At 35.0% G+C, this 15,765-nt stretch carries 13 protein-coding genes; 5 read left to right on the forward strand and 8 right to left on the reverse strand.

Going from position 1 to position 15,765, the window contains the following annotated elements; genetic code table 11:
- Positions 1 to 147: 147 nt before the first annotated feature.
- From frr to AC9UEH_RS05105, 3 genes are all read right to left on the reverse strand, one after another.
- Positions 148 to 711 (reverse strand): ribosome recycling factor, encoded by a 564-nt coding sequence (gene frr / locus AC9UEH_RS05095; RefSeq protein ID WP_509529153.1) that lies wholly within the window; start codon positions 709 to 711, stop codon positions 148 to 150.
- Positions 712 to 742: 31 nt separating this feature from the next.
- Complete coding sequence (gene pyrH, locus AC9UEH_RS05100) at positions 743 to 1,450, reverse strand: UMP kinase (RefSeq protein WP_509529155.1); 708 nt, start codon at positions 1,448 to 1,450, stop codon at positions 743 to 745.
- A 61-nt stretch (positions 1,451 to 1,511) separates the two neighbouring features.
- Positions 1,512 to 2,297 (reverse strand): patatin-like phospholipase family protein, encoded by a 786-nt coding sequence (locus AC9UEH_RS05105; protein WP_509529157.1) that lies wholly within the window; start codon positions 2,295 to 2,297, stop codon positions 1,512 to 1,514.
- Positions 2,298 to 2,630: 333 nt separating this feature from the next.
- Between AC9UEH_RS05105 and AC9UEH_RS05110 the strand changes: the two genes are divergently transcribed.
- Entirely contained in the window at positions 2,631 to 4,229 is a 1,599-nt protein-coding gene (locus AC9UEH_RS05110; RefSeq protein WP_509529159.1) for an Ig-like domain-containing domain, read from the forward strand.
- A 6-nt stretch (positions 4,230 to 4,235) separates the two neighbouring features.
- Here AC9UEH_RS05110 and AC9UEH_RS05115 read toward each other — a convergent pair whose 3' ends face one another.
- Both AC9UEH_RS05115 and AC9UEH_RS05120 read right to left on the reverse strand, forming a co-directional pair.
- Positions 4,236 to 5,000 (reverse strand): amidohydrolase, encoded by a 765-nt coding sequence (locus AC9UEH_RS05115; protein WP_509529162.1) that lies wholly within the window; start codon positions 4,998 to 5,000, stop codon positions 4,236 to 4,238.
- 57 nt (positions 5,001 to 5,057) lie between these two features.
- Positions 5,058 to 7,847: a GH92 family glycosyl hydrolase gene (locus AC9UEH_RS05120; RefSeq protein WP_509529164.1), complete on the reverse strand. Its 2,790-nt coding sequence runs from the start codon at positions 7,845 to 7,847 to the stop codon at positions 5,058 to 5,060.
- A 274-nt stretch (positions 7,848 to 8,121) separates the two neighbouring features.
- On the opposite strand from AC9UEH_RS05120, the gene AC9UEH_RS05125 reads away from it, so the two are divergent.
- From AC9UEH_RS05125 to AC9UEH_RS05135, 3 genes are all read left to right on the forward strand, one after another.
- Positions 8,122 to 9,075, forward strand: coding sequence for a S66 peptidase family protein (locus AC9UEH_RS05125; RefSeq protein ID WP_509529166.1), 954 nt, complete (start codon positions 8,122 to 8,124; stop codon positions 9,073 to 9,075).
- A 23-nt stretch (positions 9,076 to 9,098) separates the two neighbouring features.
- The gene (locus tag AC9UEH_RS05130) at positions 9,099 to 9,458 is read left to right on the forward strand and encodes a YraN family protein (protein WP_509529169.1); all 360 of its coding nucleotides are present in this window, start codon (positions 9,099 to 9,101) and stop codon (positions 9,456 to 9,458) included.
- A 62-nt stretch (positions 9,459 to 9,520) separates the two neighbouring features.
- Positions 9,521 to 10,180, forward strand: a complete 660-nt coding sequence (locus AC9UEH_RS05135) for an aspartate kinase (protein WP_509529171.1) — start codon at positions 9,521 to 9,523, stop codon at positions 10,178 to 10,180.
- Between the two features lie 2 nt (positions 10,181 to 10,182).
- Here the strand turns inward: AC9UEH_RS05135 and mfd are convergent, their stop codons facing one another.
- Together mfd and AC9UEH_RS05145 are read right to left on the reverse strand one after the other, a co-directional pair.
- The gene (mfd, locus tag AC9UEH_RS05140) at positions 10,183 to 13,494 is read right to left on the reverse strand and encodes a transcription-repair coupling factor (protein WP_509529225.1); all 3,312 of its coding nucleotides are present in this window, start codon (positions 13,492 to 13,494) and stop codon (positions 10,183 to 10,185) included.
- 41 nt (positions 13,495 to 13,535) lie between these two features.
- Entirely contained in the window at positions 13,536 to 14,126 is a 591-nt protein-coding gene (locus tag AC9UEH_RS05145; protein ID WP_509529173.1) for a hypothetical protein, read from the reverse strand.
- Between the two features lie 119 nt (positions 14,127 to 14,245).
- Between AC9UEH_RS05145 and AC9UEH_RS05150 the strand changes: the two genes are divergently transcribed.
- Entirely contained in the window at positions 14,246 to 15,187 is a 942-nt protein-coding gene (locus tag AC9UEH_RS05150) for an L-threonine 3-dehydrogenase (RefSeq protein ID WP_509529175.1), read from the forward strand.
- Positions 15,188 to 15,199: 12 nt separating this feature from the next.
- Here AC9UEH_RS05150 and AC9UEH_RS05155 read toward each other — a convergent pair whose 3' ends face one another.
- Positions 15,200 to 15,706, reverse strand: a complete 507-nt coding sequence (locus AC9UEH_RS05155) for a nuclear transport factor 2 family protein (protein ID WP_509529178.1) — start codon at positions 15,704 to 15,706, stop codon at positions 15,200 to 15,202.
- Positions 15,707 to 15,765: the final 59 nt, after the last annotated feature.

A 15,765-nucleotide genomic window follows, 5' to 3' on the forward strand; every position in this document is an offset into this window, starting at 1 on the left:
ACGGATTGCACCCGAGCGATAGCGAAGTAACGAAGTAAATCTTCACCATCTGATTTAAAAAAAATAGCGTTGTTACTTAGAACGTTCAAAACCAGCGAAAATCAAAAAATCCGCATTTACAGCGGATTTAATAGCAATATAATGAAGTTAAACTTTCATAATTTCAGCTTCTTTAACGACTAAAAGTTCATCGATTTTGCGGATGAAGCTATTGGTTAAATTCTGAACTTCTTCCTCAGCACTTTTGCAAATGTCTTCTGAAGTTCCTTCCTTTTCTAATTTTTTAATATCTGAATTGGCATCTTTACGCACATTTCGAACTCCAATTTTAGCCTCTTCGGCTTCTACTTTAGCTTGTTTTGCTAAATCACGACGGCGTTCCTCTGTTAATGGTGGCACGCTAATAATAATTACATCACCATTATTCATTGGATTAAATCCGATATTTGCAACCATAATTGCTTTTTCAATTACTTGTAACATGTTTTTTTCAAACGGCTGTAAGGTTATTGTTCTTGCATCTGGAACGCTAATTTTTGAAACTTGTGAAAGCGGTGTTGCAGCGCCATAATAATCCACAAAAACACTTCCCAACATTGCTGGTGAAGCTTTTCCTGCACGAATATTTAGAAATTCTTTTTCTAAATGCGCAATAGAACCTTGCATCGATTCTTCTGTACTATCTAATATAAATTCAATTTCTTCCGTCATTTTTCTTAATTTTTTGCTTTTTGAGCAAGTCTTATATTTTAACTATTGTTCCGATATTTTCGCCTTCGCAAATCTTCAATAAGTTTCCTTCTTTGTTCATATCAAAAACTACAATTGGCAATTTATTTTCTTGGCTTAGTGTGAAAGCGGTTGAATCCATTACGTTTAATCCTTTTTTAATAACTTCATCAAAAGAAATTGTGTCGAATTTTGTAGCAGTTACATCTTTTTCAGGATCTGCTGAATAAATTCCGTCAACGCGTGTTCCTTTCAAAATTACATCGGCGTGAATTTCTACACCTCTCAAAACGGCGGCTGTATCTGTTGTAAAATAGGGATTTCCTGTTCCTGCGCCAAAAATCACAATTCGCCCTTTTTCAAGGTGACGCACGGCTCTTCTTTTTATATACGGCTCTGCAATTGCTTCAATTTTCAAAGCGGTTTGCAAACGAGTTAGCATTCCTTTTTCTTCCAATGCACCTTGCAACGCCATTCCGTTGATAACGGTAGCAAGCATTCCCATATAATCGCCTTGAACACGATCCATTCCGTTACTTGCACCTGCAACGCCTCTAAAAATATTTCCACCACCAATTACAATTGCAATTTCGACTCCTTTTGAATGAATTTTTTGGATTTCGTCGGCATATTCTGCCAATCTCGCTGGGTCGATTCCATATTGTCTTTCGCCCATTAGCGCTTCGCCACTTAATTTCAGAAGAATTCGTTTGTATTTCATAATTTAGTTGAGTTGTATTATGCAAATATAGGTATATTCTTTTTTTATGAAATAGACTTCGTTACTTTTTTGAAATTAGTTGTGAATATGATTTTTCGGCTTCATTATATCCGATAGTAAAAATTGCTTTCATTTTAGTTTTATTGGTTTCAAATGTGCTGTAATTACTCAGTTCTTTGGGCGCAATAATCCAATCGCAATTATTGAATTTATCAACATTTGAATTTTCCGAGAGCAAATCAAAAGCGCGTGTTGTAACTGCTCTTATGGATGACAAGTCTTTAGCTTGGATTTTATGAATTGGACTCACATAAACACCAATTAATGTTTCACATTTCCCTTTGATAATGTCAGTCGGAAAATGATTCAAAATTCCTCCATCGCTGTATAATTTCCCAAGTATTTCGTAGGGCGACATCAACCCAGGAAAGGCTGACGACGCTAAAATAGCATCTACAATTTTAGTTTTGGAATCAAATATTTTCAACGTTCCATTTACCATATCGGTTGCTGTAATATGAGTTTGAATTTTTAAATCCCCCAAAATAGCATCTTGAAAAATGTCATTGAAATAACTTTTAAAAGAATTGGAATCTATAAGTCCCGCTTTTTTGAAAGTGAAGTGTTTCCAATGAAAAATATAAATCGACTGGAAAAATTCTAAGATTTCCTCGGGGGTTTTCCCAAAAGCATAGAGTGCACCAACGATTGATCCTGCACTTGATCCTGCAATTTGGGTGGGGCGAATATTTTGTTCTTCTAAAAACTTAATCGCACCTGCTTGGGCAATTCCTTTTGAACCCCCACCAGAAAGCACCAAGCCTATTGAGCGAGTCTTCAATACCATTTTTTATTTTTATATAAATGTAGGCTTTTTGTTTGATTGAAAATGACAATTATTATATATTTAAACAACTTAACTATTTCTTAGACTGGTATTAATTCGGTAAAAAGTAGAAAAAGATAAAAATTTGATTATGAAATTAATTAGGATAACTAACTTATACTTAAAGTTGAATCGAGAAGTTACCGAGAACATTTTTAGCCCTGATAACAGCGGTATCCTGCGCTTTTTAGCGTAGATATAGCAAATAGCAGGAAATAGCTCCTAATAAAAACTCAAAAGATTTCGATTACAGAAAATATAATTGTTAATTTGTGTCTTCTAATTTAGAGTGGTATGTTGAAAAATAATTTGAAATATATTTTGGTTTTGCTGGTTTTAACCGTCGTTAGTTGCGCCAAAAGGGGCTCGATTTCTGGCGGATTGAAAGACACGATTGCGCCGGTTTTGAAAGCCAGTTTTCCAAAAAATTTCAGCGTAAATTTTAAAGGAACTGAAATTAATTTGACTTTTGATGAATATGTAAAGCTGAAAAATGTCAATAAACAGCTGATTATTTCTCCTCCAATGCAGACTGTTCCGATGATTTCTCCGTTGACGGCGAGTAAAATTATTAACATAAAAATCAAAGATACGCTTCAGGAAAATACGACGTATAGTTTTAATTTTGGACAAAGTATTGAGGATAATAATGAGGGAATTCCCTACAAACAGTTCAAATATGTATTTTCGACAGGCACATTTATTGACTCACTAAAAGTGGGTGGAACCATTAAAGACGCACTAAACAAGAAGGAAGATTCATTTGTTTCGGTGCTATTGTATGAAGTGAATGATAAATTTACGGATTCGGTAGTTTACAAATCGGTTCCGAGATATATTACGAATACTTTGGACAGTTTGAAGACTTTTGAAATTGAGAATATTAAGGCCGGAAAATATCTTCTGGTGGCGATGAAAGATGTGAATAGCAACAATAAATTCAATCCTAAAGAAGACAAAATTGGGTATAGAAAACAGTATGTTACAATTCCAAACGACAGTTTATTTGAACTAAAATTATTCAAAGAAGTGTTGCCGTTTAAAGCGATTAAGCCCGTTCAAGCGTCAGGAAATAAATTATTTTTAGGCTATGAAGGGAAGCCCAAAAACCTAAATATCGTTTTGAAAAACAGAAAAGAAATTCTGCCTACAATAATTACAAAATTCCCCGTGAAAGATTCGGTTCAAGTTTGGTTTAAACCAATAAAAGCCGATTCGCTGAATTTGGCAGTGACCAACGGAACGTATAAAGCCAATTTTAATTTCAAAATTAAGGCACAGAAAAAAGACACTTTGAGTTTTTCTGGAAAAACAAGTTTAAGTTTATCAAAAATGGATAAATTCACGATTACGGCTTCGCGACCTTTGATAAAATTTGATAAATCGAAAATTAAAGTGACTGATAAAGATTCGGTGAGTGTTGCTTTTACTACAGATTATGATGTTTATAACCAAGAATTGAAATTTGATTTTCCAAAAGAACCGCTACAAAATTACAAATTCCAACTTTTACCCGGCGCTTTAACAGATTATTTAGAACAAAAAAATGATACGCTGAACTATAAAGTATCAACAAAAAACACTGCGGATTACGGGAATTTGCGTGTGAATTTAACCAATATAAAACGTTTCCCAATACTTGTGGAATTGACCAATGAAAAAGGCGATGTTGTGGCTTCGGAATATTCTGAGAAAGCCACTTCGGTAGATTTTATGTTTTTAGAACCTGCAAAATATACCCTTCGCGTTATTTATGACGCAAATGCAAATAGGGAATGGGATTCGGGGAATTTCTTAACGAAAAAACAGGCTGAAGAAGTGATTTATTTCCCTAAAGAAATTGATGTTCGTGCCAATTGGGATGTGGATCAGGGGTTTGATTTAGGAAAATAATCCCAATTATACCCTCTTAAATTCATCCCGATCATTCAAAAAACCCAATTTTTGACGGCTTTCTAAAAGTGTGTTTTTGTCTAAATTGGTAATAAAAACACCTTCGTTTTCTTGGGGTTCAATGAGATAATTTCCTAAAAAATCTATTGCTTGAGAGTGCCCTGGATAATTGTGTTTGTTTGGGTCTTCACCAATTCTATTCACCCCAATTGTATAACACATGTTTTCGATAGCTCGTGCTTTTAGCAAAGTATCCCAAGCGTTTATTCTTGGTTTTGGCCAGTTGGCAACGTAAATCAAAACATCATAATCTTCGGTATTTCTTGCAAATACTGGAAATCGCAAATCATAACAAATTAGCGGACAAATTTTGAATCCGTTGTATTCAATAATTAATTTATTTGTTCCAAAAGTATAGACTTTGTCTTCTCCTGCCAAAGTAAACAAATGCCTTTTATCGTAGCTTTGGATTTCGCCATTTGGAAAAACAAAAACTAATCGGTTGTAGAAATTATCGTTTTCTTTGATGACTAAGCTTCCAGTAATCGCGGAATTTTTGGCTTTTGCCAAAGATTGTAGCCACACTATTGTTTCGCCTTGCATTGGTTCGGATACCGCTTTTGGATTCATAGTAAAACCCGAAGTAAACATTTCTGGAAGAACAATCAAATCGACATTTTCAGAAATGGAATTGATTTTTTCCTCGAAATACTTCCGATTTGCAATTGGGTTTTCCCAGAGTAATAGGGATTGTAAAAGGGCTATTTTCATGATTTAACATTTACAAAACTCCGACAGAGTTCCAAACTCTGTCGGAGTTCGATTTAATTATTTAATAGTTATTTCATCAATGAAAATAAAGGCGTCGCCACCGAAACCTTGATGCCATTCGGGTAATTTCCCGAAGTTATAGGCTATTACTTTGATGTATTTCGCCTTGATTTCTTTAGGTGATTTGTATTCGAAATTTTGGATTTTATTTTCTTCAAATTTTGGGTCTAAATTGTTTTCGATAGTTCCGATGAGTGTAAAATTGACATTATCTAAGGATGAATAATAGTCCACTTTGGTAGGCATCAAAATCCACGAACGAGAATCTTGTAGAAAAGTTGCGCTAAAATTCGATACATTTTTCTCTGATTGCAAATCTATAACCGCTTCAAAATCCTGTGACTGATAGCCTTGCCAATCGCCTTTTTTCCAGTTTTCAGTTCCAAAAATTCCGTCTATTAATCCTTCATCTCCACCAGCAGTATATTGACGGTTGTATTTTGATTTGATATTGATAGTGTAATTGTTTGGTTTTTTATAAAAAGTAGCCCTAACAAAAGCACTGCCTTGCTTTCCGTTTTTAGCAGCTGCAATAATCTTGGTAGTTTTAGCAATTTCAATACTTTGAGTGTATTTCACTAAATTACTAGGAACAAATTGAAACGGTTTGTCGTCGATATAATAATATAAATCGTAATTAGGATTTTGAGAAATAATTTCAATTTTCAAATTATCTTTAAATGATTTACTTTCTGCTTGAATTACTGGAACTGGAACGATTGATTGATATGAAGAATTAACAACGTCTTCCTTCCCGAATTGGGGTAAAATACTTCTCGAATCATGCAAGTGAAGATAGTTTGGGTCATTGCCATCAATACTAACTTTTGCATCTAAAAAAGGTTCGTTAATTTCCCATTTAGGCTGTCCGGGAGTTACATCATAAATCCCCATGGAACTCAAAACATACCAAGCACTCATTTGCCCACAATCTTCATTTCCTATTAATCCATCGGGTGTGTTTTTGTAGAATTCATTTAAAATATAATGTACTTTCTCCGTTGTTTTTTCTGGCTTTCCAACATAATTATACAAATACGCCATGTGATGACTTGGTTCGTTTCCGTGGGCATATTGTCCGATTAATCCAGTCACATCGGCTTGTTCGCGTCCTGTTGTTTTGCTTTCGCTATTGAACATTTCATCAAGTTTGGCTTCGAATTTTGCTGCACCACCATAGGCTTCAATCATTCCCGGAATATCTTGAGGTACAAAAAACGAATACTGCCATGAGTTTCCTTCGGTAAAATTATTATTGATTTCCTTTGGATCGAATGGCTTGTTCCAACCGCCATTTTTCTTTGGTCGCATAAAACCAGTATTCCAATCAAAGACATTTTTCCAACTTTGAGAACGTTTCATGAAATAATTATAGTCTTCCATTTTATTTAAAATCTGAGCCATTTGAGCAATACACCAATCATCATAAGCATATTCCAAAGTTTTTGAAACACTTTCGCTATCATCATCCATCGAAATAAAACCTTGTCTTTTATAAGCATCCAAACCCAAATGGCCTAACATTGCTGAATGTTTAGCGGCTTCAAAACACTTTTCGTAATCGAAGCCCTTGATTCCTTTTGCCATCGCATCAGCCATAACCGAAACCGAATGATAGCCAATCATACAATCCGTTTCATTGGACGCCAATTCCCAAACGGGCAATCTTCCACCTTGTTCGTATTGTTTTAGAAAAGTATTGATAAAATCGGAAGTTCTTTTTTTGTCAATCAAAGTATAAAGTGGGTGCGCGGCGCGAAAAGTATCCCAAAGTGAGAAAACGGAATAGTAATCAAATCCATCTGCAACATGAATTTTGTTGTCTCTGCCACGGTATTTTCCATCTACATCTTGAGCAATATTAGGCTGCATCATTGTGTGGTATAATGCAGTGTAGAAAACGATTTTTTTGTCGTTGTTGTCCGATGTTACCTCAATTTTTGACAATTCAGAATTCCATTTTTGCTCCGCTTCCGTTTTTACTTTATCAAAATCCCAACCTTTAATTTCCGAACTATTAAGCTTTGCTCCTTCAAAACCGGTTGGAGAAAGCGATACTTTCACAAGGATTTTTTCGCCTTTTTTTACTTGTTTGGAAAAGGAACAAGCTAAAGTTTCTCCACACATAAATCCATTTCTACGACTACTAGCATTCCTTTTTGAAACTTCCATTGGGACATTAAACTCAATTAGTGCATAAACATATTGGTCTTTTGCCCAAGCTTCGCTTCTTCTTAGGATTTCGATGGTTTTATTGTCAATGATTTTTACCTCGCCATAAAGTAATTTATCTCGGTGGTTTAAATCTAAAATAACATTGGCTTGACCTGCGGTATTAAAAGTATATTCATGAAATCCAACCCGTGTTGAAGCTGTTAAACGAACATCAATATTGTGTTTATCCAATTTAACGGAATAAAAACCAGCCGTTGCTTTTTCGTTTTGATGTGAAAATTTGGAAGAATATATTTTGTTGTCAAATGAAGGTTCGCCCATTGTTGGCATAATCATAATATCTCCAAAATCAGAACAACCCGTTCCGTTGAGGTGCGTGTGTGAAAATCCATAAATTACAGCATCGGAATAATGATACCCTGAACAACCGTCCCAACTGCCGTCAATTCTGGTGTCGGGAGATAATTGTACCATTCCAAACGGAAGCGTAGCACCAGGAAAAGTATGTCCGTGTCCGCCTGTTCCAATAATTGGATTTACAAATTGCTGAAAATTTTGTCCCAAAACAAGTGTCGTTATAAAAGACAAAAAAAACGATTGGATATATTTCATGAGTGCTAATTTTAATTCAAATATAGTAAATTATAAGATGATTATTAATTCAAAAATAGTATTGGTTTTTACTTCCTAATTCACTAAAAACAAATTTTAATATTTATAATAAAATATTTTTTGGGGAGTAAAATTTATATATTTAAATCTCTTTTTGTAATAGTTAGCAAAAAATGGCGCGTCAAAATAAAAATTATGCTTTTGAAACCCTTGCAGGTGTTATTGATTATTCGTTAATTTGTTATTGGTTTTGAAACACTATAAATACCAAAAAATGGTTAGGATTTTAATTTTGCTACTCTTTTTGGCGACCAAATTTCAAGCGCAAACGACTATGATAACACCGCAGAATTTACAAAAAGGAGACACAATTGCGATTGTTGCAACAGCTCGAAAAAACATTACCGATAACTTGAAACCCGCATTGGCGTTGGCAAAAAGTTGGGGATTGGAAGTGGTTGTGGGCGCAACAATTGGCTTGGACGACAACCAATTGGCGGGAACGGACGAGCAACGCGCAACCGATTTTCAGGCGATGATGGACAACCCGAATATCAAAGCAATTTGGTGCGTTCGGGGTGGTTATGGAACGGCGAGAATGGTGGAATTAGTTGATTTTTCAAGGTTTAATACGAACCCAAAATGGATTGTTGGATTTAGCGATGTGACGGTTTTGCACAGTCATTTGAATATGTTGGGGATTGCGTCAATTCACGGAATTATGCCCGTAAATGTTGAGAAAGCTTCGGTAGAAGTTGAGGAAACGTTGCGAAAAGCGTTGTTCGGAGAAACGCTTTCATATAGCGTGGCGTGTGAAAACGAAAATAAATTGGGCGTTGCCGAAGGAGAATTAATCGGTGGTAATTTGTCGATTTTGTACAGTATGATGGGTTCCGAATCGCAGGTAAATTGCCGTGGAAAAATCCTTTTTATTGAAGATTTAGACGAATATTTATACCATATTGACCGAATGATGCTGAGTTTGAAGCGCTGCGGTTGCTTTGAAGGATTGCAAGGTTTGGTTGTGGGAAGTTTTATAAAAATGCACGATAATGAGATACCGTGGGGGAAAAATGCGCACGAAATCATTTTGGATATTACTAAAAAATATCATTTTCCTATTGTTTTTAATTTTCCAGCGGGACATATTCACGATAATAATACGTTGATTTTTGGGAAAACAATTTCTTTAGAGGTGAATGATAAGGAAACAATTATGAAGTTTTAGCACCATCAATTTATACTTATTTAATGGCCGAACACAACGATTTAGGAAAATTAGGAGAAGAATTAGCCGTTGAATTTCTTGAAAAAAATGGCTATTCGATTTTAGAAACCAATTGGACTTTTCAAAAAGCTGAGGTAGATATTATTGCCAAAAAAGACGGAATCCTTGCTGTTGTTGAGGTTAAAACCCGTTCGAGTATAGATTTTGGATTGCCACAAGATTTTGTGAAACCTAAAAAAATTCAACTTTTAGTGAAAGCCATAAACGAATATGTACTTTCAAATGATCTTGACGTGGAAGTTCGCTTTGATATTATTGCGCTTCACAAAGATGGGAAAGGTTTCAAAATGGAGCATTTGGAAGATGCGTTTTATCATTTTTGATGTTATATTTATAACAAATTGTTTTTTATTGCTATATTTGTCGCAAGTTTAAAACAAAAAAAATGAAAACCGTATCTTCGATTGTTGAAAATTACATCAAAACCAAGCCTTTTTTATTAAGCGCATTGTCCCAAAACATTATCAATTTGACGTCTTTGTCAAGAAATATGATGACCGAATTAGAGTCTGAATTCGGGAAAGAGGTGAAACAAGGGGCTATTGTAATGGCGCTGAAACGTCTTTCGGTAGATTTGGATTTTAGACTGAATCACAAGATTTCAAAAGTGATGAAAAACTTGGGAGAAATCACAGTTCGTTCTTCATTAATTGATTATACATTTGCCGTTTCCAGTACAATTTTGACCAAACAAGCCGATTTGATTTCGGAAATTAACAGCAATCCTGATATTTTTTACACCTCTTCAAAAGGCGTTAGCGAGACGAATATTATTGTGAGTCAAAGTGTGGGGCATTTGGTAGAAAAACATTTTGCTGACGAAAAACAAATCCAAAAGTTAGAAAATTTGGCTTCGATTACGGTGAAATTACCAAAAGAAAACACTGTAATTCCTGGGATTTACTACTTTATTTTTCAGCGTTTGGCTTGGGAAGGAATTATCATCAACGAAGTGATTTCAACCTCCAATGAATTCACCATTTTAGTGAGCGATGACGAAGTGGATGTTGCCTTTAAGGTAATTAAGGATTTGAAAATGTTGTAATATTATATCATTTTCATAAATTCCAATGCTTTTTTAATAGATTTTACGTTTTCAAAAGTCAATAATAGGCGCAAACCATTTGGCGTTTGTTTTTCCTTCATTTTGCAAAATTGCGATTGCTTTTGTACAAATTGCAACACCTGGTTGAATCGCCCCGATTGGTAATAACTCGATTGTTGGTCGGAAACAAAATAGCAAATCATTTTGCCTTGTTTCATCACTAATTTTTCAATTCCCAATTGGGTAGCTACCCATTTTATTTTTATGCTGTTTAATAATGAAATCGCCTGTTTTGGTAATGGCCCGAAGCGATCCACGAGCTTATTTTCATAGACTTGCAACGTAATTTCATCTTTTATCAAACTCAATTCGTTGTATAATTTGAGTCGCTCAGAAACGGTATTAATGTATTCGTCAGGAAATAATAATTCGAAATCGGTGTCCAATTGCAAGTCTTTTACATACGCTTTTTCAGTAGGTTTTTCCTCATCGGCATACAATTCCTTGAACTCATTTTCCTTTAATTCTTCAATGGCTTCATTCATGATTTTTTGATAGGTTTCAAAACCAATTTCATTGATAAATCCGCTTTGTTCACCGCCTAATAAATCTCCGGCACCTCGAATTTCTAAATCTTTCATTGCAATATTTAAGCCGCCACCCAATTCGCTAAATTGTTCTAATGCCTGAATTCGCTTTCTCGCATCGTCAGTCATAACCGAATAGGGCGGACAAATAAAGTAGCAAAATGCTTTTTTGTTGCTACGACCCACGCGACCACGCATTTGATGCAAATCAGAAAGGCCAAAATTATTGGCGTTATTGATGAAAATAGTATTGGCGTTGGGTACGTCCAGCCCACTTTCGATGATGGTTGTGGCTACCAAAACATCAAATTCACCGTTCATGAATGCCAACATTAATTCTTCGAGTTTCTTGCCTTCCATTTGGCCGTGACCAATTCCAACGCGTGCGCCAGGAACCAATCGCTGAATCATTCCGGCAACTTCTTTGATATTTTCAATCCTATTATTCACGAAAAATACTTGTCCGTTTCTTTGAATTTCATACGAAATCGCATCTCGAATTAATTCCTCGCTGAAACCTACAACATTCGTTTCTATAGGATATCGATTGGGCGGAGGTGTTATAATTACTGATAAATCTCGTGCTGCCATCAATGAAAACTGTAGCGTTCTCGGTATTGGCGTTGCCGTCAAAGTGAGCGTGTCAATATTGGCAGCAATTGTTTTTAATTTGTCTTTAACGTTCACGCCAAACTTTTGTTCTTCGTCAACAATTAGCAATCCTAAATCTTTAAAAACCACATTTTTATTTACCAATTGGTGTGTTCCAATCAAAATATCAAGCCTTCCGTCAGCCAAATCTTTCAAGGTTTCTGACTTTTGTTTTGCGGTTCTAAATCGGTTTAAATACCCAATCGAAACAGGCATATCTTTCAATCTTTCTGTAAATGTTCTGTAATGTTGATAGGCCAAAATGGTTGTTGGAACCAAAATCGCAACTTGTTTTCCGTTGTCAACTGCCTTGAAAGCAGCACGAATGGCAACTTCTGTTTTTCCAAAACCCACATCGCCACAAACCAATCGATCCATCGGGCGGTCGCTTTCCATATCGGCTTTTACTTCTTGCGTTGACTTGGTTTGGTCGGGCGTATCTTCATAAATAAACGAACTTTCAAGCTCTAATTGCAAATAACTATCGGGTTTGAATTGGAACCCTTTTTCCAATCTTCGCTTCGCATACAATTGAATTAAATTGAATGCAATGTGCTTCACGCGTGCCTTGGTTTTTTGTTTTAAAACCTTCCACGCATTCGAACCTAATTTATAAATTTTTGGTGGCGTACCGTCTTTTCCGGTGAATTTCGATATTTTATATAACGAATGAATACTCACATACACAATATCATTATCGGCATAAACGAGTTTTATCGCCTCTTGCGTTTTGCCTTCAACTTGAATTTTTTGTAAGCCTCCAAACTTTCCTATTCCGTGATCAATATGGGTTACATAATCGCCAACGGACAAAGTGGTAAGTTCTTTTAAAGTGATTGTTTGCTTTTTAGCATACCCGTTTTTGATGCTGAATTTATGGTAGCGCTCAAAAATTTGATGGTCCGTGTAACACGCAATTTGTAATTCTTCGTCAATAAAACCTTGATATAGCGGCAGTTTTATCGTGTCATATTGCTTTCTGATGCTTTCGTGATTGGCTTCGTCCAACGTTTGAAAAATATCGTGAAACCTTTTTGCCTGCGCATCATTGGAACAAAAAAGATAATTTTTTATGCCATTAAAATGATTGTCATTTAGATTATTTAGCAATAAATCGAATTGCTTGTTGAATGACGGCTGTGGCTGAATGTGAAATTCAACTATTTTATTGGTTCTGAAAATGGCTTTCGACCCCAATTCTACAATCGTAAAACCCAATGCTTTTTTTATAAATGCCTTCTGATTCAAAAATAATTGTTCGGGTTCCAAATGTTTTATCGTGCCATTTAAGTTTTTGAAAGCTTCTTCCGCTTTCGCAAATAGTGTATCGATTTTTGAATGAAGCCCTTCGGTATTTTGAATGAAAATTGCCGTTTTAATGGAAATATAATTTAAAAAACTTTCTCGATCTTCTTGAAAAAACTTGTTTTCAACATTGGGAATAATCGTAATTTTATTTTTCTTTTCGATAGACAATTGCGTTTCCACATCAAAACTTCGAATAGAATCAACTTCATTTCCAAAAAATTCTATTCGGTAGGGATTGTCATTTGAAAACGAAAAAACATCTATAATTCCACCACGAACAGAAAATTCGCCGGGTTCTGTAATGAAATCTACCCGTTTGAATTCGTATTCAAAGAGCACTTCATTTATAAAATCAATTGATATTTTATCGCCAACAGTAACTTTTAAAGTATTCTTGTCTAATTCTTTTTTGGTGACTACTTTCTCAAATAAAGCATCGGGATAAGTGACAATTATTGCTGGTTTTTTTCTGGAATTGATACGGTTTAAAACTTCCGCACGAAGCAAAACATTGGCATTATCAACTTCTTCAATTTGGTAAGGACGGCGGAAAGAACCTGGATAAAAAAGCACGTCTTTTTCACCAATTAATTGCTCAAGGTCGTTTAAATAATAGGCGGCGGCTTCTTTATCTTCAAATATCAAAAGAAAAGGAAGTTCGCTTTTATGAAAAAGGGAATTTACAACGAATGATAATGACGATCCAACAAGTCCTTTTAAATGGATTTTGTTTTCCGATTGTTGTAAACTTTCTGCAATTTGACTCACCTTGGTGGCTTTGTCGTATCTGCCAACTACTACTGATTTGCTCAATTTTTTGGTAAAATTTGTCGGTTTGGAATTGCTCTTGAAGTGTCTAACATTTGAATCAAATCGGATTCGCCTTCTTCTTTTGGAATGGTATTTTTTCTTACAATTTCATCCAATTGTGATTGCAGCGAAATCAGTTGAATATTGATTTCCAATACCAAAGCAACAACTTTTTTATCTTGAATTTTATCTAAATTGAGGAACATATTCAAGGAGTTTATTTTAGAAATTAACACGGCAATTCTACTTTTTACTTCCGGTTTATTGTATGCAACGGGAATATTATTGTTTAAATCCGCTGCTTTCTTGGAAAGTTCTATTGCTTTTTTCTGAAATGCGCCAATAGTGCTCTTAGGTTTTTGATTTAATTCGATTAAAAAGATTCGCCATTCATTCCACATTTCCACCAAGCCTTGAGAAGCGGGGTTGAGGGGTTTTGCATTGAAATTCCAGCCTTTGTTGATGTTGTCAAAGATAATTTCTTGCTTTTTGGCTTCTTTGGCAGTTTCAATTAGGCGTTGTTCTTTATTGTTTTGACAAGATAATGTCAGAAAAAGCACCAAAAAAAGACAGGAAAATACGAGTTTCATTTTATAAATATTTGATACAAAGTTACAAAGGTAAATTAAGAAATGCGAATTTTGAACAATTCTCATAAAAATGATTTTTAAATTACGAAATCGTTATCTTTGTACTCCAAATATTTCAAATGAGTACAAAAATTCTAATTATTGGAGCCTGTGGACAAATCGGAACAGAACTAACTCAGAAGTTGAGAGCGATTTATGGAGTGGAAAATGTGATTGCATCCGATATAAGAAAACTCAATACAGACGTTGTAAATTCTGGCCCTTTTGAAGTCGTGAATGCTTTAGATTTCAATCAAATTCAACATCTTGTTGAAATTCACAAAATTGATGAAGTTTATTTGATGGCCGCATTATTATCGGCTACAGCCGAAAAAAATCCAGCTTTTGCTTGGGATTTAAATATGAATTCCCTTTTTCACGTATTAAATTTGGCGAAAGCCGGAAAGATAAAAAAGATATTTTGGCCATCAAGTATTGCGGTTTTTGGACCAACAACGCCAAAAGAAAACACGCCACAATATACCATTATGGAGCCAAGTACGGTGTATGGAATTAGCAAACAATCGGGCGAAAGATGGTGCGAATATTACCACAAAATCTTTGGTGTTGACGTGCGAAGTATCCGTTATCCAGGGTTAATTAGCTGGTCGTCGCCACCTGGCGGAGGAACTACAGATTATGCCGTTGACATATTTTATAAAGCACTTTCGGAGAAAAAATACGACTGTTTTTTATCTTCAGAAACCAAAATGCCGATGATGTATATGGACGACGCAATTGCAGCAACAATTCAAATTATGCAAGCGCCTGCGGAACAAGTTAAGATTCGCTCTTCGTATAATTTGGCAGCAATGAGTTTTACACCAACAGAATTAGCGACTGAAATTAAAAAACACATTCCGGACTTCAACATTTCATTTACTCCTGATTTCCGTCAGAAAATCGCGGATAGTTGGCCCGCGAGCATCGACGACAGTTCAGCAAGAAAAGACTGGGACTGGAGCCATAATTTTGACATCGAAAGTATGACGAAAGATATGCTGGAACATTTGAAAAAATAATACAAACAATTTTTACTTTGCTCTTAATTTTAGAATTTCTTCTGATTCAAGCTTTTCTTTTAATTTTATTACTTCTGTGGTGAGTTCATTCGGAATGGTCATCGATAACACATAATGTGCTATTTTCCATTCGTTTTCAACTTTCATAAGCACCCCAGAACCTCTACAAATTTTCATCTGAGTGTCTAATAATTCATCAAACCAGGCGATGTCTTGATTTTTATTTAGATAAATATTTCTTTGTAAAGAGGAAAAATTCCACGCTTTTCCTTTATTGAAATACGGTTTAGAAAAAGTTTTAAAAGCTTCATTCTGCCAATTCTCGGTTGCATCTGTTCCAATAAAAACTCCATCATTGGTCATTAATGAAAAATAAGCTTCAAACTCAGCATTTGCCGCAGCTTTATGCCAAGAATTAAGTGTTGCGTTGATTTTTGACTTATTGCTTTCAATTTGTTGAAAATTAGATTTACATCCTGTAAGCAAAAACAAAAAAAGTAAAAACGGTATATTTTTCATGGTTAATTCAAAGTGCTAATTTATAACTTATTCAAATATAAATTTTTTTAAAATGAATA

The organism is Flavobacterium sp. (assembly GCF_040402835.1).
In the GTDB taxonomy this organism is placed as follows: domain Bacteria; phylum Bacteroidota; class Bacteroidia; order Flavobacteriales; family Flavobacteriaceae; genus Flavobacterium.

What these genes read in the sequence shown, in the direction of transcription:
- frr (WP_509529153.1), bottom strand. Translation starts at nt 711, where the DNA reads ATGACGGAAGAAATTGAATTTATATTAGATAGTACAGAAGAATCGATG.
- pyrH (WP_509529155.1), bottom strand. Translation starts at nt 1,450, where the DNA reads ATGAAATACAAACGAATTCTTCTGAAATTAAGTGGCGAAGCGCTAATG.
- AC9UEH_RS05105 (WP_509529157.1), bottom strand. Translation starts at nt 2,297, where the DNA reads ATGGTATTGAAGACTCGCTCAATAGGCTTGGTGCTTTCTGGTGGGGGT.
- AC9UEH_RS05110 (WP_509529159.1), top strand. Translation starts at nt 2,631, where the DNA reads ATGTTGAAAAATAATTTGAAATATATTTTGGTTTTGCTGGTTTTAACC.
- AC9UEH_RS05115 (WP_509529162.1), bottom strand. Translation starts at nt 5,000, where the DNA reads ATGAAAATAGCCCTTTTACAATCCCTATTACTCTGGGAAAACCCAATT.
- AC9UEH_RS05120 (WP_509529164.1), bottom strand. Translation starts at nt 7,847, where the DNA reads ATGAAATATATCCAATCGTTTTTTTTGTCTTTTATAACGACACTTGTT.
- AC9UEH_RS05125 (WP_509529166.1), top strand. Translation starts at nt 8,122, where the DNA reads ATGGTTAGGATTTTAATTTTGCTACTCTTTTTGGCGACCAAATTTCAA.
- AC9UEH_RS05130 (WP_509529169.1), top strand. Translation starts at nt 9,099, where the DNA reads ATGGCCGAACACAACGATTTAGGAAAATTAGGAGAAGAATTAGCCGTT.
- AC9UEH_RS05135 (WP_509529171.1), top strand. Translation starts at nt 9,521, where the DNA reads ATGAAAACCGTATCTTCGATTGTTGAAAATTACATCAAAACCAAGCCT.
- AC9UEH_RS05145 (WP_509529173.1), bottom strand. Translation starts at nt 14,126, where the DNA reads ATGAAACTCGTATTTTCCTGTCTTTTTTTGGTGCTTTTTCTGACATTA.
- AC9UEH_RS05150 (WP_509529175.1), top strand. Translation starts at nt 14,246, where the DNA reads ATGAGTACAAAAATTCTAATTATTGGAGCCTGTGGACAAATCGGAACA.
- AC9UEH_RS05155 (WP_509529178.1), bottom strand. Translation starts at nt 15,706, where the DNA reads ATGAAAAATATACCGTTTTTACTTTTTTTGTTTTTGCTTACAGGATGT.